23 protein-coding genes are annotated in these 20,142 nt (G+C 54.4%); 5 read left to right on the top strand and 18 right to left on the bottom strand.

Going from position 1 to position 20,142, the window contains the following annotated elements:
* Positions 1–31 precede the first annotated feature (31 nt).
* Genes ACQE3E_RS04860 through ACQE3E_RS04850 form a run of 3 tightly spaced genes read left to right on the top strand, consistent with a single transcriptional unit; the run spans position 32 to position 5,053 of the window.
* Positions 32–529: a YfiR family protein gene (locus ACQE3E_RS04860; protein WP_231883738.1), complete on the top strand. Its 498-nt coding sequence runs from the start codon at positions 32–34 to the stop codon at positions 527–529.
* On the top strand, positions 522–2,882 hold the full coding sequence (locus tag ACQE3E_RS04855) for an EAL domain-containing protein (protein ID WP_064031058.1): 2,361 nt from the start codon (positions 522–524) through the stop codon (positions 2,880–2,882). Before ACQE3E_RS04860 ends, ACQE3E_RS04855 begins: the two co-directional genes overlap by 8 nt.
* Entirely contained in the window at positions 2,879–5,053 is a 2,175-nt protein-coding gene (locus ACQE3E_RS04850; RefSeq protein WP_313728840.1) for a TonB-dependent receptor plug domain-containing protein, read from the top strand. Before ACQE3E_RS04855 ends, ACQE3E_RS04850 begins: the two co-directional genes overlap by 4 nt.
* Positions 5,054–5,101: 48 nt before the next feature.
* On the opposite strand, the gene ACQE3E_RS04845 is transcribed toward ACQE3E_RS04850, so the two are convergent.
* From ACQE3E_RS04845 to ffh, 9 genes are all read right to left on the bottom strand, one after another.
* Positions 5,102–5,521: a response regulator transcription factor gene (locus tag ACQE3E_RS04845; protein WP_064031056.1), complete on the bottom strand. Its 420-nt coding sequence runs from the start codon at positions 5,519–5,521 to the stop codon at positions 5,102–5,104.
* A 94-nt stretch (positions 5,522–5,615) separates the two neighbouring features.
* A complete protein-coding gene (lpxA, locus tag ACQE3E_RS04840) occupies positions 5,616–6,389 on the bottom strand; it encodes an acyl-ACP--UDP-N-acetylglucosamine O-acyltransferase (RefSeq protein ID WP_064031055.1) in 774 nt (257 codons plus the stop codon).
* A 2-nt stretch (positions 6,390–6,391) separates the two neighbouring features.
* Positions 6,392–7,276, bottom strand: coding sequence for a site-specific tyrosine recombinase XerD (gene xerD, locus ACQE3E_RS04835; protein ID WP_313728841.1), 885 nt, complete (start codon positions 7,274–7,276; stop codon positions 6,392–6,394).
* 8 nt (positions 7,277–7,284) lie between these two features.
* Entirely contained in the window at positions 7,285–7,782 is a 498-nt protein-coding gene (locus ACQE3E_RS04830) for a methylated-DNA--[protein]-cysteine S-methyltransferase (protein WP_064031053.1), read from the bottom strand.
* Positions 7,783–7,872: 90 nt separating this feature from the next.
* Positions 7,873–8,220, bottom strand: a complete 348-nt coding sequence (gene rplS / locus ACQE3E_RS04825; RefSeq protein ID WP_064031052.1) for a 50S ribosomal protein L19 — start codon at positions 8,218–8,220, stop codon at positions 7,873–7,875.
* Between the two features lie 12 nt (positions 8,221–8,232).
* Positions 8,233–8,976, bottom strand: a complete 744-nt coding sequence (trmD, locus tag ACQE3E_RS04820; protein ID WP_071154801.1) for a tRNA (guanosine(37)-N1)-methyltransferase TrmD — start codon at positions 8,974–8,976, stop codon at positions 8,233–8,235.
* Between the two features lie 13 nt (positions 8,977–8,989).
* A complete protein-coding gene (rimM, locus tag ACQE3E_RS04815; protein ID WP_168031867.1) occupies positions 8,990–9,499 on the bottom strand; it encodes a ribosome maturation factor RimM in 510 nt (169 codons plus the stop codon).
* Positions 9,500–9,505: 6 nt separating this feature from the next.
* A complete protein-coding gene (gene rpsP / locus ACQE3E_RS04810; protein ID WP_064031049.1) occupies positions 9,506–9,757 on the bottom strand; it encodes a 30S ribosomal protein S16 in 252 nt (83 codons plus the stop codon).
* 86 nt (positions 9,758–9,843) lie between these two features.
* Entirely contained in the window at positions 9,844–11,199 is a 1,356-nt protein-coding gene (gene ffh, locus ACQE3E_RS04805) for a signal recognition particle protein (RefSeq protein WP_064031048.1), read from the bottom strand.
* Between the two features lie 118 nt (positions 11,200–11,317).
* Between ffh and ACQE3E_RS04800 the strand changes: the two genes are divergently transcribed.
* Positions 11,318–12,121, top strand: coding sequence for a cytochrome C assembly family protein (locus ACQE3E_RS04800; protein WP_313728842.1), 804 nt, complete (start codon positions 11,318–11,320; stop codon positions 12,119–12,121).
* On the opposite strand, the gene truD is transcribed toward ACQE3E_RS04800, so the two are convergent.
* From truD to ACQE3E_RS04765, 7 genes are all read right to left on the bottom strand, one after another.
* Positions 12,118–13,167 (bottom strand): tRNA pseudouridine(13) synthase TruD, encoded by a 1,050-nt coding sequence (gene truD / locus ACQE3E_RS04795; protein ID WP_313728843.1) that lies wholly within the window; start codon positions 13,165–13,167, stop codon positions 12,118–12,120. The two genes, ACQE3E_RS04800 and truD, sit on opposite strands and share 4 nt — an antisense overlap.
* Positions 13,164–13,637, bottom strand: coding sequence for a 2-C-methyl-D-erythritol 2,4-cyclodiphosphate synthase (ispF, locus tag ACQE3E_RS04790; RefSeq protein ID WP_313728844.1), 474 nt, complete (start codon positions 13,635–13,637; stop codon positions 13,164–13,166). Before ispF ends, truD begins: the two co-directional genes overlap by 4 nt.
* Positions 13,634–14,329 (bottom strand): 2-C-methyl-D-erythritol 4-phosphate cytidylyltransferase, encoded by a 696-nt coding sequence (ispD, locus tag ACQE3E_RS04785; protein ID WP_313728845.1) that lies wholly within the window; start codon positions 14,327–14,329, stop codon positions 13,634–13,636. Before ispD ends, ispF begins: the two co-directional genes overlap by 4 nt.
* Before the next feature lie 3 nt (positions 14,330–14,332).
* The gene (locus tag ACQE3E_RS04780; RefSeq protein WP_064031043.1) at positions 14,333–14,602 is read right to left on the bottom strand and encodes a septum formation initiator family protein; all 270 of its coding nucleotides are present in this window, start codon (positions 14,600–14,602) and stop codon (positions 14,333–14,335) included.
* 126 nt (positions 14,603–14,728) lie between these two features.
* Positions 14,729–16,012, bottom strand: a complete 1,284-nt coding sequence (eno, locus tag ACQE3E_RS04775; RefSeq protein ID WP_313729460.1) for a phosphopyruvate hydratase — start codon at positions 16,010–16,012, stop codon at positions 14,729–14,731.
* 32 nt (positions 16,013–16,044) lie between these two features.
* Positions 16,045–16,893, bottom strand: coding sequence for a 3-deoxy-8-phosphooctulonate synthase (gene kdsA, locus ACQE3E_RS04770; RefSeq protein ID WP_168031873.1), 849 nt, complete (start codon positions 16,891–16,893; stop codon positions 16,045–16,047).
* A gap of 24 nt (positions 16,894–16,917) precedes the next feature.
* Entirely contained in the window at positions 16,918–18,546 is a 1,629-nt protein-coding gene (locus tag ACQE3E_RS04765) for a CTP synthase (protein ID WP_064031040.1), read from the bottom strand.
* 209 nt (positions 18,547–18,755) lie between these two features.
* Between ACQE3E_RS04765 and ACQE3E_RS04760 the strand changes: the two genes are divergently transcribed.
* Positions 18,756–18,974 (top strand): hypothetical protein, encoded by a 219-nt coding sequence (locus ACQE3E_RS04760; RefSeq protein WP_281022433.1) that lies wholly within the window; start codon positions 18,756–18,758, stop codon positions 18,972–18,974.
* A gap of 102 nt (positions 18,975–19,076) precedes the next feature.
* Here ACQE3E_RS04760 and ACQE3E_RS04755 read toward each other — a convergent pair whose 3' ends face one another.
* Both ACQE3E_RS04755 and ACQE3E_RS04750 read right to left on the bottom strand, forming a co-directional pair.
* Positions 19,077–19,673, bottom strand: a complete 597-nt coding sequence (locus tag ACQE3E_RS04755; RefSeq protein WP_313728407.1) for an IS630 family transposase — start codon at positions 19,671–19,673, stop codon at positions 19,077–19,079.
* Positions 19,592–20,074, bottom strand: coding sequence for a helix-turn-helix domain-containing protein (locus ACQE3E_RS04750; RefSeq protein WP_313728406.1), 483 nt, complete (start codon positions 20,072–20,074; stop codon positions 19,592–19,594). Before ACQE3E_RS04750 ends, ACQE3E_RS04755 begins: the two co-directional genes overlap by 82 nt.
* Positions 20,075–20,142 lie beyond the last annotated feature (68 nt).

Raw genomic sequence — 20,142 nt, 5'->3', positions numbered from 1 at the left:
TTACGCCAAATCAGCGCTCGTCTGTGGCTGGGTGTTAAGTACAGCGCACGCCGACGAACCGAATCTGGAATACAAAATCAAGGCCGCTTACCTTTACAATTTCACCAAATTCATCACTTGGCCAAACAACCCTGGGCCGTCGTTCAACATTTGCTTGATTGGCGACAACCCGTTCGGCAATCTGCTCGACACGCTGGAGACCAAAACGGTCGCCGACAAACCTATCCGTTTGCGCCACCTCGATTCCCTAAAACAGGCGCAGGATTGCCAGATTCTGTACGCCGAAAAGACCGAACAACGCATCGACATCAATCTGACCGGCGTCTTGCTAGTCGGCAACCTCGGTAAAACGCTGACAGTCAGTAGCCAGCCCTTCTTCGCCGAATCCGGCGGCATGATAGGTTTCGTGCTCGACGATGAAAAAGTGCGCCTGCATATCAACTTAAAGGCTTTGAAGCAAAGCGGACTATCGATCAGCGCTAAACTGATCGAAGTCGCCACGTTGGTGGAAGGAGGCGGCCGTGAATAAATGGTTTACCGCCCTCTCCATTAAAACGAAGCTGCTGACAATCGCGGTGACCTCCGCCCTATTTTCGATGTTGCTGGCACTGGTCATTCTCGTCACGATCAATGCCGCCGACGTCAAGCGCAAGGCTCAAGACGATCTGCAGGCCGTCGCCAGTCTGATCGCCAACCGCAGCGTGGCCGCGGTGATGTTCGACGACGCCGGCGTCGCCAAGGAAAACCTGATTTCGTTGAACAGTTTTCCGGACTTGCGTAGCGCTTGCGTTTACGTCAAGAAAGGTCATCTGTTTACCTCACTGGACAATCAGGCCCTACCCTGCCCGGACGTTGCCTACGGTCTGCATACCCATTACGACAATTTGATGCTGTATGTATACCAGGCGATGGTGGTTGACAGCGAAGAAATCGGGGCAGTGTATCTGGCCTCGGACTTGAGTGCGGCGATTTGGCGAGAACTGAAATTCGTCAGCTTGATTATTGCGGTTCTCTTCGTCGCGTTGTTCATCACCTTTTTGCTGACTGTCCCACTGTTGAATCGAGTCGCATTGCCGGTCGCCCAGCTCGCCAAAACCGCGCAGAGAGTCAGCCAAGATCACGATTATTCGCTACGAGCCGAAAAGCACAGCAGCGACGAAATGGGCATTCTGGTCGATGCCTTCAACGACATGCTCGACACCGTAGAAACCCAAAACAAAGCCTTAATCGCGGTCAAAAACAATTACCAGGCGCTCTACGACAACAATCCGACCATGGTCTTCAATCTGGACATGCAAGGCCGCATCGTATCGGTCAACCGCTTCGGCGCGAAGCAATTGGGCTTGGGCGTCGAAGAATTACAAGGCTGCGCGATCAGCAACTTCTCGCATCCGGACGATGCCGCCGGTTTCGAACAGTTTTTCGAGACTTGCCGCCACCACCCGGAACTGATTCATCGCCAGGAAAGCCGCAAAATTTGCCGCAACGGCAACGTGATTTGGGTCAGGGAAACCGCGCGCCTGGTCACCGACGAGTCCAACTTCCAGCGCTTGTTACTGGTCTGCGAGGACATCACCGAAACCCGCCGGCTGTCGGAAAAAATCGCCTATCAGGCCAGCCACGACGAACTGACCGGTCTGGTCAACCGGCGCCAATTCGATATTCACATCCAGAGTTTGGTGTCTCAAGCCGAAATCGACGAGAGCGAGCACGTACTCTGCTACCTGGATTTGGACCAATTCAAGATCGTCAACGATACCTGCGGTCATTTGGCGGGCGACGAACTGCTGCGCCAATTGGGCGAGGTCCTGCGCCACCAGGTCCGTAAGACCGACATTTTGGCTCGACTGGGCGGCGACGAGTTCGGCATTTTGATGTCGCATTGTTCGGTCGAGCAAGCCTTCTCGACCTGCGAGAAACTGCGCAACATCATTTGCGACTTTCAGTTTGCCTGGGAAAATCGTAGCTTTAATATCGGCGTCAGCGTCGGTATCGCTCCGATCAATCTGACCAGCGGCAATGCGGTCGACATACTCAAGGAAGCCGACGCCGCCTGCTACGCCGCCAAGGAAAAAGGACGGAACCGCGTCCACGTCTTCAGCCCCGACGACGAAGAATTGACGTTGCGACAAGGCGAAATGCAATGGGTCGAAAAAATCCGGATGGGGATAGAACAAAACCGTTTCCAACTTTACGGTCAGTTAATCGTGCCGATTGCCTCGAACGACGAAGGGCTGCATTTCGAAACGCTGATCCGCTATATCGACGAACAGGGCAAAGTCATTCCCCCCGGCGCGTTCCTGCCGGCCGCCGAGCGTTACAACATTGCTCCACCGTTGGACCGATGGGTCATTTCCCGTTTGTTCGAGCATTTGGCAACCACTCCGAACCTGCTGGAACGCCTGGAAATGTGCTCGGTCAACCTGTCCGGCCTGTCGATGTCCGACGAAACGATGCTGACCTTTATCGACGAGCAGTTTCAAAAATGGCATATTCCGACGCATAAGATATGCTTTGAAATTACTGAAACCGCCGCCATCAGCAATTTGTCCTACGCCCGCCAGTTCATTAATTCCTTGCGTACCAAGGGTTGCCTGTTTTCGCTGGACGACTTCGGCAGCGGCTTGTCTTCATTTGCATATCTAAAAAACCTTCCTGTGGACTTTTTGAAAATCGACGGCCTATTCGTCAAGGATATTTTGGAAGACCGGGTCGATTTGACCATGGTCAAATCGATCAATGAAGTCGCTCATGTGATGAGCAAGAAAACCATCGCCGAATTCGTCGAAAACCGCGATATTTTCGAGTTGTTGAAAACCTTAGGCGTCAATTACGCCCAGGGTTACGGCATTGCTAAACCGGTACCCTTGGAAGAACTATGAGTCAGCCCAAACCCAACGTCTTCGGCAAACGGTGCGTAGTGCCGGCCGTGTTGCTATGCGGCCTCGGTCAACCAGCCCAGGGTCAAGACCAGAGCATGACCGACTTGCTCGAACTGTCACCGGCCGAGCTGGCCAATATTTCGGTCAGCATTGCCTCGGGGACCGCCAAATCGGTATCGCAATCCGCCGCGGTCACGACTGTGATTACCGCCGACCAAATCAGCGCGATGGGCGCCACCGAGCTGCACGAAGTGCTGGAAACCGTGCCCGGCATGCACGTCAGTATTCAACCGGTCACCAACGATTACACCTATACGATGCGCGGCATGCGTAATCAAACCAACTCGGAAGTCTTGCTGATGTTGAACGGCACCCGGTTTTCGATTCCTTATCAGGGCTCGCACATGGCGGGGATGATCGTACCGGTCGAAAACATTCAGCGTGTCGAAGTCATTCGCGGGCCGGGCTCGGCCTTGTACGGCGCCGACGCCTTCGCCGGCGTCATCAATATCGTCACGAAAAAAGCCGGCGACCTCAACGGTACCACGCTAGGCGCGCGCGGCGGTAGCGCCGACCGCACCAGCACCTGGGCGCAGCACGGCGGCCATTACGGCGAATGGGATGTTGCCGGTAGCCTGCAATATAGCCATAGCGGGATCAATCCGGATCGTATCGTGGCGGCCGATGCTCAAACCGCATTGGATAACGCGCTGAACACGCACGCGTCTCAGGCACCCGGCGCCATGCAGACTGCCGGCGAGCGCTGGAACGCTCATCTGAATTTACAGCGCCAACACTGGGATTTGAACTTTTGGGCTTACAACCAGTCCGTTGGCTTCCCGGCCGGCGCCAGCGGCGCGTTGGATAATAGCGGCACGCTGGACGGCGCCCATTATTTAGGTGACGTCCGTTACTCGACCGAGAACGACCTGGAAAATTGGGAACTGCAATTTCACACCAGTTTTCTGCACACCGATTTGAACGGAAATAGCCGTAACTTTCCAGTAGGCACGGTTTTACCTATCGATGGGAACGGTAACCTAGCCGTGGATGCCAACGGCAATCTCAACCCCGCCACCTTAGTCAACTTTGTGTCGTTTCCAAATGGCATGCGTTTCGTCCCCGGTATCAAAAATACCGTCCCGAGCACCGAACTGACCAGTATTTACAAAGGGTTCGAAAACCACCTGATCCGATTGATCACCGGCTTCCGTTACGAGGAATTGAATGTCAGCGAACTGCGCAATTACGGCATCGGCGTCATCGACGGCCAGCAATTAGTCGTCAACGGCGACCTGACCGACGTCACCGGCACGCCCTACGCCTTCATGAACGACACCCATCGATCGATCTGGTCGGTCGCGTTGCAGGACGAATGGCAGATCTCCAAGAATTGGCAATTGACGGCCGGCTTGCGTTACGACGAATATTCGGATTTCGGCGGTACTTTGAACCCAAGAGCCGCGTTGGTTTGGGATATTAACGACGATCTAACCGGCAAATTGTTGTACGGTCAGGCCTACCGCGCACCTAGCTTCGTCGAGCAATATCAGAAAAATAATCCGCTGTTCGTCGGCAATGCCTCGTTGAGTCCGGAGACGATAGAAACCACCGAGTTGGCTTTCGATTACCGCCCCTGGAAGAGCCTGCGAACCACATTGAATGTCTATTACTACGAAATCAACGACTTAATCGGCGGCAAATTAACCAATCAGGGCGCCACGCTGTCCGAGGTCAACAATCCCGGTCAAGATGGGTTGGGCAGCGAATTCGAATGGGATTGGAAATTCTACGACGACTGGAATTTGCGTGGCAATTACGCTTGGCAATACTCGGTCGACCGAGCCACCCAACGGCGAGTCAGCAACGTCCCAGAACACCATGTTTACACCGCATTGTCCTGGAACTTTCATCCCAAATGGCAAATTCAGACCCAAGTCAATTGGGTCGGGCATCGGCTTAGCGATATCGGAGATAACCGGGTGTTAAAAGACTACCAAACCGTGGACTTGACGTTAAACGCCAAAAAACTGATGGGATCGCTCGATTTGACCGCGTCGGTACGCAACCTGTTCGACAGTCAGGGCAAGGAACCGGCCATCGCTAGTTATCCCTACAACTTACCGATTTCGGCCCAAACCTTCTACTTCGAAGCCGCTCTGCATTTTTAAACCGCTAGCCGCCACGCCGATTGCAGCCACTAACCAATATTCGACCAATTAAACGCTAAGCACCAGATTATTCTGACTGATGACGTCCAGCAAACGACCGACCATTCTTCGGCTCACCCAGGCCTCGCCGTCGGCAACAACCTGAATCATTTTCGCCAGATAGCCACTCAACGGACCGCTGTTTTGGTAGCCTCGACTGCCGGCAAGCAGACAATTCAAGATGCGGTCCTCGCCGATCTCGTCGCCGATCACCACGATCTTGCTGGCAGGACTCGCATTCAACAACAAGCCGATATAGTCCGGAGTTTCATCGCCCCGCAACGAGAAGCTCAGTAAAATCAAGCTGGGCTGCTGGGCCTCGGCGGCATTCAAAGCCTGTATTTCGTCGTTATAAAACGAAACGTCTTCCTCGGACATCAGCAACAATGGCGGGATCTGTCCGGTATTATCGACTACGTGGATTTTCATAACCTAAGGATGCTTAAAATTGCGAACACGCCCGCTCGATTACCGCTAGCCGGCCCCCCACCATACGAAATTGCGTGTCCGTCACGGAAAAAACTCAGTCAGCCAACTCGACAAATCCATGCAATCCGCGCTTGGAGTCCGCAGCCAGCCAGTCTTTTAAGTATTGCAGCTCTTCGCTGGATTGCAATTCATCAAGGCATTTTTTATGCCGAAGCAAGCGGAAAGCCGCGGACAATAATTTCAGCCGATCGCCGACGATGCCCGCCCGGCGCAAGCCTACCAAATTCAAGCGATAGTGTTTGGCCGGCCGGCCACCGATTAGCATAAAAGGCAGCACGTCCATATTAATGCCCGTTGTACCTTGAACAATCGCGTAAGCACCGACCCGGCAGAACTGATGCACCACGACGGCGCCACCCATGAATACATTCTTGCCGATATCGACATGCCCGCCGATCGCCACGTTATTGGCGAAAATGGTTTTGTCGCCTACCGAACAATCGTGCGCGACATGACTGTTGTTCATGAAATAACAGCCGGAGCCGATCTTGGTGCTTCCGCCCGGTTTGGTGGCTCTGTGCGCGGTAAATCCCTCGCGAAACGCATTGTCGTCGCCGATTTCCAGCCACGATGCCGTCGCCGGATCAAACCCGAGATCCTGAGGCAAACCACCCAGCACCGCTTGAGGATGCACGATATTCCTGGCACCCATTTTGACCCAACCATGCACCACGGCGTGCGCACCGACTTCGCAACCGGCACCGATCTCCGCCCCCGCTTCGATCACCGCGAACGGCCCAACCCGAACGTCCTTGGATAAGCTGGCATCGGGTGAAACAAAAGCCGTGGGATGAATCAGAGCGGTCATGGTTAGCCTCGCGGATGGTGTTGAGTGTGTAATTCTTTCAGCCTTTGCTGAGCGACGTGAGTGTATATCTGAGTAGTCGATAAGTCGGAGTGTCCAAGCAGCATTTGTACCGCCCGCAAATCCGCGCCGTGATTAAGAAGATGGGTAGCAAACGCATGGCGTAACGTATGCGGAGACAGGGGTTTATCGATGCCGGCTACCGCAGCGTAACGCTTGATCAAATACCAAAATGCCTGACGAGTCATGCCCTCGCCGCGCTTGGTGACGAACAGAAAATCACTTTGCCTACCCGCCAACAAGGCCAATCGCGGACCAGCGAAATAGCGCTCTAGCCAGTCCAGCGCGTCTTCACCGACCGGCACTAGTCGTTCCTTGCCGCCCTTGCCCATCACTCGCACCCATCCCTGCCTCAAATTGAGCTGGGCGAACGTCAATTCGACCAGCTCGGATACGCGCAATCCGGTCGCGTAAAGAACTTCCAACATCGCCCGATCGCGAAACCCCAACAATTCGCCTATCTCCGGCGCCTCGATCAATCGTTCCACATCCCGCTCGCTCAGCGTATCAGGCAATGGCCGCCCCAGTTTCGGCGCATCGATCAGTTGGGTAGGATCGCGCTCGATCCGTTGCTCGCGCAGCCAATAACCATAAAAACGCCGCAAACACGATAACAACCGGGCCGCCGAACGATTGCCGGTACCTTGTGCATGGCGCGCCGCCAAAAACCCCTTAATGTCGGTCTGATCGACCTCAAGCAAATGTTTATCCTTGAGCCACCTTGAAAACTGTTTTAGATCGCTAGCGTAAGCCGCCAACGTATTGTCGCTAAGACCTAATTCCAACCACAGGGCGTTCAAAAACGCCTCGACCACTTGAGCGGAATTCATGGCCTCGGTTACTTCTGCATCCTGGATGCTTCGTAGTTTAGCAAGCGGCTTTTCAACGCCAGATAATCACCGGAAGTCTCTCCCATGAATCCACCCAAACCGGATTTGGCAACGACACGATGGCAGGGGATCAAACCGGCATACGGATTGTCTCGGCAGGCGCCGGCAACCGCTCTCGGCCCGGAACCCAATTCCGCGGCAAGTTCGGCGTACGTTTTGGTCTTACCTGGCGGAATATCCAACAAGGCTCGCCAAACCCGGTTACGGTGTGCGCTACCGCGCGCCAGCATGGTCACATTCAATTCGACAAACTCCGGCTCCGTTAGAAACGCTACGAAAGGCTTTGCCAACGAAGAAACCGCCTCGCGTACCGACTCAGTCCGCCAAGACGCATCGACGACGACATCGCCAGTCATCGTGACGATTAAATTAGCTTCGCAAAATGGCACGGCGATGACACAGGTTTCGCCCTCCGCGACAGCCTCCCAACGAATGTGTAACGTCATCGTTGACTCCCAATGTCCGACAAAAAAAAAGGCAGCGAATCGGCTGCCTTTTTTGATGACTCTGCTTAACGCCGAGTCGCCGCCTCACCATTAAGACAGTCGTTCTTTAATACGAGCGGCTTTACCGGTCAGGTCGCGCAGATAATACAGCTTGGCTCGACGCACATCCCCACGGCGTTTGACTTCGATACTGCTGACGGCGGGGCTATGAGTTTGGAACACTCGCTCGACGCCGACACCGTGGGAAATTTTTCTAACGGTGAACGCTGAATTCATGCCGCGATTTCGTTTGGCGATAACTATACCTTCGAAAGCCTGCAATCTTTCCCGCTCGCCGTCCACAACCCGAACCTGAACCACGACAGTGTCGCCTGGGCCGAATTCTGGCACGTTTTGTTTAAGCTGAGCCGCTTCCAACTCTTCAATAATTTTACTCATAACCACACCCTATTAAACAATTTCATTTCTAAATTCACTCAACAAAGCCTCCTGCTCTGCCGTCAAGTTCAAACTCCGGAGTAGCTCCGGACGCCGCATCCACGTGCGGCCCAGCGCTTGTTTCAAACGCCAGCGCTTGATCGCCGCATGATTTCCGCCAAGCAACACATCCGGCACATCACCGAACTCGCCATGCTCCGGCCTCGTATAGTGGGGGCAATCCAACAAGCCATCCACATGAGAATCTTGCTTTGCCGACTCATCATCCCCCAATACGCCGGGAAGCAAGCGGGTCACCGCATCAATAACAATCAGCGCGGCAAGCTCTCCGCCACTGATAACATAGTCGCCGATAGACCACTCTTCATCGCATTCTTGAACGACAAATCGCTCATCGACACCTTCATAGCGTCCGGCCACCAATATCAACTGTTCGAATCGACTGGCCTCATGCAACAAATTTTGCGAAATCACTCGCCCCTGCGGGCTCAAATACACGACTTTAGTGCCACCTCCGGCGCAACCGGCTAGCTTTGCCGAGGCAACCGCGTCACGTAGAGGCTGGTATTTCATTACCATGCCCGGACCGCCACCGTAAGGCCTGTCGTCGACCGTTTTATGTCGGTCTTGAGTAAAATCTCGAGGATTCCAAACAGCAAGATCAACCAATCCGCGTTCTATCGCCCGACCGGTAACCCCAAATGCGGCAGCGTCGGCGACCATCCGCGGAAAAATGCTGATCACATCGAAGCGCATACCGCAACAGCCGTCAAAAATCGGCGTCCCAATCGACCAAAATGCAGCCTTTTTCGGTATCGACCTTGAGGATTGTTTGCCCCATCAGAAACGGGATCAAGCGTTCTTGTTGCCCATCCGAAACCACCACAACGTCATTAGCGCCGGTCTCCAACAAATGATCGACCACCCCCAACTCCATAGCGGCCTGATTAACGACCCTCAGACCGATTAAGTCGGTCCAGTAATACTCGCCATCCGCCGGCTCGGGCAACTGTTGTCTACGTATCAGGATATCCGACCCCATCAACGCCATCGCCGCGTCGCGATCATCCAAATCTTCGAGTTCGGCCACAACGGCAGCGCCTTGGCGCCTGCCGGCTAGGACCTTAAACTCGCGAATTTGATCGTTCTTCCTAAGACACCAAGGCGAGTAAGCCAAGATATTTTCTCGCGGATCGGTATAAGAAAAAACTTTTACCCATCCTTTGATGCCAAACACGCCGGAAATTTGACCGACGCTCAAATACTCTTCGGCAGACAAGCGGGATTAGGCAACAGCCTTGCTAGCGTCCTTGATCAGTTTGGCGACTCGATCCGAAGGCTGAGCGCCGTTAGCGGTCCAATATTGAACGCGTTCGGTATCCAAAACCAAGCGCTGCTCGCCGCCTCTCGCCAGAGGATTAAAAAAACCTACCCTTTCGATGTAGCGCCCGTCGCGGCTACTTCTGCTGTCGGTTACGACGACATGATAGAAAGGACGGTTTTTAGCGCCGCCTCTGGACAAACGAATACTTACCATCTGCACACCCTAGATAACAATGAGTCAAAAATTTAATCTACCTATTCTACGCGATTTGCCGCGCAAGAAAAGAAAAAATTGAAAAATCACATCTTCATGCCGCGCATATTGCTTTTCAGACCCCGCATCATGTTGACAATGTTGCCTTTGCTAAACTTTTTCATCATTTTCTCCATCATCTTGTGCTGCTTCAACACACGATTGACAGCATTCAAATCCAGACCGCAACCGTCAGCGATGCGCTGCTTGCGACTGCCCTTGATCAGATCGGGAAAGCGCCGCTCTTGCTTGGTCATCGAATTGATCACGGCGATTTGATGCACCAAATCCTTGTCGTTGACCTTTTCCTTAACTTCTTTCGGCACCGCGCCCATGCCGGGCAACTTATCCATCATGGCGCCGATACCGCCCATGTTTTGCATTTGCGTCAACTGCTCGCGCAAATCTTCCAGATCAAAACTTTTGCCCTTCTGCAACTTCTTGGCGAGCTGCTCGGCTTTTTTCTTGTCGACGTTCTGCTCGATGTCCTCGATCAGCGACAACACGTCACCCATACCCAAGATACGCGAGGCCAATCGATCCGGATAGAACGGCTCCAACGCATCGGATTTTTCGCCAACACCGATAAACTTGATCGGCTTACCGGTAATATGCCGAATCGACAGCGCCGCCCCGCCTCTGGCATCGCCGTCGGCCTTGGTCAAAATCACGCCGGTCAACGGTAACGCATCATGAAAAGCCTTAGCGGTATTGGCCGCATCCTGACCGGTCATGCTATCGACGACGAACAGTGTCTCTATCGGCTTGATCGCGGCATGCAGAGCCTTGATTTCAGCCATCATCTCGTCGTCGACGTGAAGACGGCCCGCAGTGTCGACGATCAACACATCCAAAAACTGGCGCTTGGCGGCATCGATAGCCCGATTAACAATATCGACAGGCTGCTCGGTGGATTCGCTGTCGAAGAACTTCAGACCAAGATCGTCGGCCAGGGTTTGCAACTGCTTGATTGCCGCCGGACGATAGACGTCCACGCTGACCACCCCGACCCGCTTCTTTTTCTTTTCCTTTAAATGCCGGCCAAGCTTGGCGACCGTCGTCGTCTTACCCGCACCTTGCAAGCCCGCCATCAAAATCAACGCGGGGGGATTGGTCCGCAGATTCAGCTCTTCGTTGGCCGAGCCCATCACTCGCACCAATTCGCCCTGCACCACTTTGATCAGAGCTTGCCCCGGCGTCAAACTGGTCTGAACTTCTTGACCCAGCGCGCGTTCCGTCACCTGCTCGATAAAATCGTTGACGACCGGCAGAGCGACATCGGCCTCCAGCAACGCCATTCGCACTTCCCGCATGGTGTCCTGGATATTGGCCTCGGTCAAGCGGCCCTGACCCTTGATTTTTTTGAGCGCACCGCTCAGGCGATCGGATAAATTGTCAAACATAGCTACGTCTTTATAGTTCTGAAGTCCTGGTGATGATCCGCCGTAACAATCGAATTACGACAATCAGGCCGCTTAGTTTAACATAAGCGCTTCGCAACGCCTTTCGATTCTTCCGGCCATGTACCTCAGCACAGCCATCGGCATTTTATCGATTCTGACCTACGCGCTCGCGGGGGCGGGAATCGCTAGAGAAATCCTTGCCGCGCAAAGACAGTCCTCACTTCCACTCAAATTGGCTTGGGCCGCGGCCGGCCTGCACAGCGCTTATACCTTCCTAAACATCCACGAGCAGAACGGCTTTTCGTTCGGTTTTTTCAACACCGCGTCGCTAACCGCGTTGGTCGTTGTCTGGTTACTACTGTTTGCCGCCCTCGATAAGCCGGTGGCAAAACTCGGCGTATTGGTATTCCCAGTGGCGGCATTACTTTTGGCTAGCGACGTAGCCTATCCAAGTAGACCCCATCCGCTCACCCATCACGACTGGCAGTTGACCGTCCACATTTTGACGTCGATTTTAGCCTTTGGCCTTTTGAATATCGCCGCGGTACAAGCCATTCTACTGGCGATTCAAGAACAGCAACTGCGCCATCATCACCCGAAGCAATTTATGTTAGCGCTACCGCCGTTGCAGGCCATGGAAGCGCTTTTGTTCCAAATGATCGCTACCGGCCTGGGGTTTTTAACCATTTCGTTGTTGACCGGCTTTCTGTTTATCGACGACTTGTTTGCACAGCATCTGGCGCACAAAACCGTGTTGTCGATTCTCGCCTGGCTGATATTTTCCGCACTGCTATTCGGCCGCTTGCGCTACGGCTGGCGCGGACAAAGCGCCGTGCAATGGACATTGATCGGCTTTACGTCGCTGTTGCTGGCTTATTTCGGCAGCAAACTGGTGTTGGAGTTAATCCTGAAGAAAATCTAGGTCGCGACCAGGCCTAACGACTCGTCAAGCGCGACAATTTCCCGCAACAGCGCCGTCGCGTAAGCGCCGGCCGGCAAACCGAAACCTAAGCGCAAAACCGCTTCACTCTCGAAGCCCCACACCAAATCGGTCGGCCTAACCACGAGCGCTCGCCTATCCTGCGTCAGGCCAGCCGAAATCAAACCTTGCGCCAGTATCGGCTGCGCCGCGACAATTCGTTGCTCTAGTTCCAGCGCATCGGCGCGAGCCCCACTAACGCCCTTGCCCCACAACGCACCGCTGCACTGAATGTCGCCGGCCGCCAGTCGCGCCGCCAGCGCCGAATCGATTTCATCCGCGGCAAAATAGCTGTGACTGCCGGCCAGCATAAAAGCCTCGCCAGTCAGGCCGGTACTCCAGCTACCGGTCGCCACCCGTTCGGCCAGAATCAGATTAAATAAATAAGACCGCGCCGCCGACAGGTAAATCGAGCGCTGTTCCGGTTTCACCCTGACACCGCCGAACATTTCAGCCGCTCGCGCGACATTGCGGCCTTGGAAACCAAAACGTTGTTCGCCGAAATAATTGGGAAATCCCAAGCGCTTGACTTGCTCGAGCTGGGCATCCAAACGTTCGCGGTCGCCTTGCCAGTTACGGATCAAAATCTCGAATCGATTGCCCTGTAGCACACCTCGCTTTAACTTGCGTGGGTGGCGAACTGCTTCCAGTATTTTCAGATGGTCTCCCTGCAACATTCTCCAATCAGGCTCCACCTTGCCGGGCAACCAAACGCTGAACCATTGCCGGGTGCGTCCGTGTCGGTCTTTCAGGCCGGCGTAACCGATGTCGCGCTGCCTAACACCGGCGTGGCGGGCCAGCAGCCGGGCGACATATTCGGTGTTTTCGCCGATTTTTTCGACGAATAGAAACACGTGCTCGCCACTGCCTTCCGGTTGGAAGCCGAGAATTTCTTCGACAAAGAAATCCTCGGGGATGATTTTAATGTCACCAGTGCCGGATGGGCCGCCGAAAGCGCGAGGCCAGTCCGGTAACGGAAATTCGCTCACTTTTCGATCAGCACCACAGCCTGCACCGCAATGCCTTCCTTACGGCCTTCGAAGCCGAGTTTTTCGGTGGTGGTGGCTTTGACGTTGATGAAATCGACATCGACCGCCAAGTCGGCCGCGATGTTGGCGCGCATCGCCGGCACGTGCGGCAGCATTTTCGGCGCCTGGGCGATGATGGTGACGTCGGCGTTAACCAGTTTGTAGCCTTTCTCCTGGACGATGCTGTACACGTGGCGCAGCAATACCCGGCTGTCGGCACCTTTGAAATTGGGATCGGTATCCGGGAAGTGCTTGCCGATGTCGCCGAGCGCCGCCGCGCCCAAGATGGCGTCGGCCAAGGCGTGTAGCACCACGTCGCCGTCGGAATGAGCTTCCAGGCCTTTTTCGTAGGGGATGGTGACACCGCCCAAAATGATGTGGTCGCCGTCGTTGAAACGGTGGACGTCGTAGCCTTGACCGACTCGAATCATGTTTGTTGCTCCATATAAAATTGCGCCAGCGCCAGATCGTCGGGCCGGGTGATTTTGATGTTGTCTGGGCGGCCTTCGACGATCTTAGGCTTGAAACCAAGGATTTCCAGCGCGCTGGCTTCGTCTGTCACCGCTGGATTGCCTTCGGTTTGCTGCAAGGCGTCGCGCAGCATGCCGTATTTGAACATCTGCGGGGTCAGGGCGCGCCAGACGTGTTTGCGGTCGATGGTCGCGGTGATGGTATCGCTATCGACATACTTTAACGTATCGTGCGAACTCAGCGCTAGAATGCCGCCGACGGCGTCATCCTTCAGACTGTCGATTTGCAAATGAATGTCGGCGGCGGTCAGACATGGCCGCGCGGCGTCGTGGACCAGCACCCAGTCGTCTTCGCCGGCCAAGCCTTGTAGGGATTTCAGCGCCGACAGCACCGAGTCGGCGCGTTCCTTGCCGCCGGGCGCGGTAATCACGTCGGGGTGTTTGGAAATGTCCAGCTCCGGCCAGTACGGGTCTTCGACAGAAATCGCCACGGCGACTTTTACGAAAGCTCCCGAGCCCAAAAGCCTAGAAAGCGTGTGTTCGATGACGGTCTTGCCGGCCAGCGGCAGATATTGTTTGGGGCGGTCGGCTTGCATGCGTTTGCCGACGCCAGCTGCCGGGACTACTGCCCAGCATTTGAGAATTTGATTCATGCGCTACTCAAGCACTTGAAAGAAGGTTTCGTTTTCCTTGATCATGCCCAGCTCGTAGCGGGCGCGTTCTTCGATGGTTTCCAGACCTTTGCGCAGGTCCAGCACTTCGGCGTACAGCGAGTCGTTACGCTCTTTTTTCTCTTGGGCATCCTTGGTCAATTCCTCCAGCCGCGCGCGGTACTCGCGAATCTGCGACAAACTGGCGTCGCCGAACCACAACCGGTACTGGAAGTGCAGCGTCAACGCGATGATGACAAGGATCAGGGTTTTGATGGCGGTGTCTCTTTAGAAAAGAGTAGGTTGGGTTAGCGAAGCAACGCGGAGCGTAACCCAACACGACGACTCTTAAAGTTGCGTCAATCCTCCGCTTTCGCAAAGGATCAACCCAACCAACGCTTTTTATTTCAGCATTTGGAACGCGCCACGGCCGGCATAGCGAGCTTTCGCGCCCAACTCGTCTTCGATTTTCATCAGACGGTTGTATTTGGCGACGCGGTCGGAGCGGCTCAATGACCCGGTTTTGATTTGGCCTGTGCCCGTAGCAACCACCAAGTCGGCAATAGTGGTATCTTCGGTCTCGCCGGAGCGGTGAGAAACCACCGCGCTGTAACCTGCCGCTCCAGCCATAGTGATCGCTTCCAGGGTCTCGGTCAAAGTGCCGATTTGGTTGACCTTGATCAGGATGGAGTTCGCGATGCCTTTCTCGATACCTTCTTTCAGAATTGCGGGGTTGGTAACGAACAAGTCGTCGCCGACCAATTGGATGCGGTTACCCAACTTTTCGGTTTGGTATTTCCAGCCGTCCCAATCGTTTTCGTCCAGACCGTCTTCGATCGAGATAATCGGATATTTATCGACCCAAGCCGTCAGGAAGTCGACCATTTCCACTGAGTTGAAGCTGCGGTTTTCGGCGGACAACACGTACTTGCCGTCGTCGAAATACTCGGAAGCCGCCGCGTCCATGCCCAGGTAGATGTCTTGACCGGCTTTGTAACCGGCTTTTTCGATCGCTTCCAGGATCACTTCGATGGCTTCTTCGTTGGAACGCAGATTAGGTGCGAAGCCGCCTTCGTCGCCGACGGTGGTCGCCAAGCCTTTGCCTTTCAAGACTTTTGCCAGGTTGTGGAATACTTCGGCACCGTAACGGATCGCTTCGCGGAAGGTTGGTGCGCCAACCGGCAGGATCATGAATTCTTGCAAATCGACGCTATTGTCGGCGTGCGAACCGCCGTTGATGATATTCATCATCGGTACCGGCAGAATGAATTCGCCGGATTTGTTCATGAACTGATACAGCGGTTTACCGGCTTCTTGCGCGGCGGCACGGGCAGCGGCCATCGATACGCCCAAAATGGCGTTGGCGCCCAGTTTGCTTTTTGCATTAGTACCGTCGAGATCGATCATTTTTTGATCCAGCGCGGCTTGGTTATCGGCTTGCATACCAACCACGGCATCTTTCAGCACGGTGTTAACGTTGTTAACCGCAGTCAACACGCCCTTGCCCAAGTAACGAGATTTATCGCCGTCGCGCAATTCGATAGCTTCGCGTTCGCCGGTGGAGGCCCCGGAAGGCACCATGGCGCTGCCGACGACACCTGAATCCAAATAAACTTCGGCCTCGACGCTGGGGTTGCCGCGAGAGTCCAGAATTTCTCTAGCTTTTACATCAACGATTCTCATGATCTTCAATTGCTCCGTGGGAGTGATGGGTAGGTTTAGTTGTTTTGTTGGTTCAAGGTGTTTTCGATCAAGGCCGCCGCTTTTACCGCGCGATCGAGGGTCATCAAAGTTTCCAGCAGTTCCTGCATTCGATGCAGCGGCCAGGAATTTGGCCCGTCACTCAAAGCGTCTTCTGGCTTAGGATGAGTTTCCATGAATAATCCGGCAATACCGACCGCAATAGCCGCCCGCGCCAGTACCGGCACGTGTTCGCGCTGGCCACCCGAGCAACTGCCCTGCCCGCCCGGCAATTGCACCGAATGGGTAGCGTCGAACACCACAGGACATTGGGTGTCGCGCATCACGGCCAAGGAGCGCATGTCGGATACCAGGTTGTTGTAGCCGAAGGATACGCCGCGCTCGCAGACCATGATTTGCTGGTTGCCGGTGGCCTTGGCCTTGGCGACCACATTGCCCATGTCCCAAGGCGCCATGAACTGGCCTTTCTTGATGTTGACCGGCTTGCCTTGAGCGGCGACGCTTTGGATGAAATTGGTCTGACGACACAGAAAAGCCGGTGTCTGCATGACGTCCACCACGGAAGCGACTTCCGCCAGCGGCGTGTCTTCGTGGACGTCGGTCAAAACCGGCACGTCCAATTGTTGCTTGACCTTTTCCAGAATTTGCAGGCCGGTTTCCAGTCCCAAGCCGCGAAAACTAGACATCGACGAGCGGTTGGCCTTGTCGAAAGAGGATTTGTAAATGAACGGGATGCCGAGTGCGCTGGTGATTTCCTTCAGTTTACCGGCGGTATCCAACGTCATTTGTTCGCTTTCGATCACGCAGGTGCCGGCGATCAAGAAAAACGGTTGATCCAGACCAGCTTCGAAATGGCAGAGTTGCATGCTTAACCTTGTTGTTTATGCTCGTTAAAGTGCTTTTTTGTGTTTGGCGGCGGCTTCGACGAAACCCGAAAACAAGGGATGGCCATTGCGCGGCGTCGATGTAAATTCGGGGTGGAACTGGCAAGCCAGGAACCAGGGATGCTCCGGCAGCTCAACGATTTCGACCAGCCGGCCGTCCAAGGATTTGCCGGAAAAACGCATGCCGGCGGCTTCCAGTTGTTTCAGATACTGGTTGTTGAACTCGTAACGGTGGCGGTGACGCTCGGTGATCACGTCTTTTCGATACACCTCGAAGGCCAGTGATTCGTCCTTCAAGCGACATTTTTGCGCGCCGAGGCGCATGGTGCCACCGATGTCGGAGTCTTCGTCGCGGGTGACCAGTTCACCGGCCTCGTCCATCCATTCGGTAATCAAGCCGATCACGGGATGGGGGCTCTTCGGCAGAAATTCGGTACTGTGGGCGCCTTCCAGGCCGACCACATTGCGGGCGAATTCGATCACAGCCGATTGCATGCCCAGGCAAATGCCCAGAAAAGGGATTCTGTTCTCGCGGGCGAAGCGCACCGTCGAAATCTTGCCTTCGACGCCGCGCTCGCCGAAACCGCCCGGCACCAGAATGGCGTCGACATCCTTCAACCGAGCGGTGCCTTCCTGCTCGATGGTTTCGGAATCGATGTATTTGATCTCGACCTTGTGGCGGGTATGAATGCCGGCGTGCAACAAGGCTTCGTTCAAGGATTTGTAGGCATCGGTATGGTCGACGTATTTGCCGACGATGGCGATTTGCACCTCGTCGGTTGGGTGGGTCAGGCCGTCGACGACTTTTTCCCACGCGCTCAAATCGGCGGGCGGCACGTCCAGACGCAATTGGTTGACGACGATGTCGTCCAGCCCCTGCTCGCGCAACAGCAGCGGAATGCGGTAGATGGTATCGGCATCGATCGCGGTGATGACCGCCTTCTCGCTGACGTTGGTGAACAGCGCGATTTTGCGGCGTTCGCTGGCCGGGATGGTTTGTTCGGAACGGCAGATCAGAATATCGGGTTGAATACCGATGGTGCGCAGTTCCTTAACCGAGTGCTGGGTCGGCTTGGTTTTCAGTTCGCCGGCTGACTTGATATAGGGCACTAGGGTCAAATGGATGAACACCGCGCGGTCGCGGCCCAATTCGACGCCCATTTGGCGGATGGTTTCCAGAAACGGCAGCGACTCTATGTCGCCGACCGTACCGCCGACCTCGATCAGCGCCACGTCCTTGCCTTCCGCGCTGGCGTAAACCCGGCGCTTGATTTCATCGGTGATATGCGGAATCACTTGCACCGTCGCGCCGAGATATTCGCCCTTACGCTCGTTGCGAAGCACTTGTTCGTATACCTGCCCCGTCGTGAAGTTGTTTTTTTTGGCCATCGTGGTTTTCAAAAACCGCTCGTAATGGCCTAAGTCCAGGTCGGTTTCCGCGCCGTCCTCGGTGACGAACACTTCGCCATGCTGGAACGGACTCATGGTGCCCGGATCGACGTTGATGTAGGGATCGAGTTTGGTGATGGTGACCTTGAGGCCGCGGTCTTCCAAAATTGCGGCCAAGGAAGAAGCAGCGATGCCTTTCCCCAGCGAGGAGACCACACCGCCGGTGATAAAGATGAATTTTGTCATGAAAAATTTGCGCCTTGTCTAGCGTCTGGCAATGGGGTCAACACTAAACCGGAATTTTAACAGCTTTGTCCCATGCCTGCCGGGCAAATCTAGCCCTTGCGCCCCCACAGCAACCACTAAAAGCTCAGGCACATTCCTCACAGTAAGCTCACGACAACAACTGCCGTACATCAAGTTAGCAAGCGTTAAAACGCCAAGAATGCGACGAAATGTCGCACGAAGCGCCTGATCTCGAGAAAAAGACGGGCAACGACTGGCAAAACAAGATCGCGCACACCTTTATTATTTTTAATGTTACCCACAGTCAAACAATCGTGGCCATTGCCGAGCAACAAGGCGTAAAGTCCAACGCTATTGGAAGCGGCGCCGGAAAGTCGCTAAAGATTTTTCGATTCGTCAGCGTTGCGTCGTTTCGCCCAACGTTATGACATGGAATCCCTCTGTCAGCTGGAGGGCACATAGCTCACTACTAGACGTATAACATCTTCGAAAGGGCTCTAACAAAACCTTTTCCAACTGTACTTAAGCTCTTAGCAAAAAGTTAGCGTGTATTGTGAGCCAAACCCTCGGCCAATTTCGTCAATAGCCTGCTCAAGCTCATCCGGCATAAATGTTTTGAATGGCAGCCATTCATATTTCATTTTATGCCACAGCAATTCAATCCGATTCAACTCAGGGCTATAGGGCGGCAGGAAATAAAATCGAATACCTTTCTCTTCCAGCAAATCCCAATACGGCTTCAGTTTTTTGGCCGTATGAATGGACGCATTATCTAAAATCACCACCAATGGCTTGCTGACGCGTTGGACCAATGCCATCAGAAAGCCAAAAAACCACAGACCATTGACGCTTTGCCACAGCTTAGTCAGCATTAATCGACCCGATGAAAGCAAAGCGCCAATGACGTTCATCCGCTGCGCGCGTTTAGCGGTAATGGCATGAACTTCTCCGCTTTTGGTCCAAGCCGAACGATTCGGTGGTTGTGGTGCAAATCCGGCCTCATCCACATAGGCCAATTCGATTTCGCCGGCTTGCGCTTGCTGAATCAGTGCGGCAATGTCGTGTTGGGCCCGCTCGAAGCGCTCGGGATCACGCTTTTTTTTAAACTGTAACGGGTGCGCTTCCATACATAGCCCATCCGTTTTAACTCGTTCCGCAAGGTGCTGGCGCTAATCGTCACGTCGCATTCCGTCGTTAGACGACTGACCAATGCCCGGCAGTTTAAAGGTTCCGCATCGATCCATTCTTTGAGCCGGCATCGATGCGCGTCAGTCAATTTACTTGGTGCACCACTGCGGGGTTGATCCGGTAAACTGTTCAGCCCATTTCTCCACCACTTCCGCCGCCGCTCCCGTATAGCTTCCGGTTTCACGCCTTGCTGTTCTGCAATCGCAATGACTGTCTGGCCATTGGCTAACATCAAAATGGTCTGTGCCCGCTCCCGTTCTCGCCAATCGCTCCCTTTTTTGATAATTTGCTGGAGCTGCTCTCGTTCGCTTTCGTTCAATTCTATTGCTCTTGCCCGCATTCTGTCGCTACCACCACACCTGAAATCTCGCTATTTTAATGCATGGTGATTTGTTGTTAAGCGCTTAT

Source organism: Methylomonas sp. MED-D, from assembly GCF_050276835.1.
GTDB classification, from domain to species: domain Bacteria; phylum Pseudomonadota; class Gammaproteobacteria; order Methylococcales; family Methylomonadaceae; genus Methylomonas; species Methylomonas koyamae_A.
This window is presented reverse-complemented; position numbering and strand designations above follow the sequence as displayed.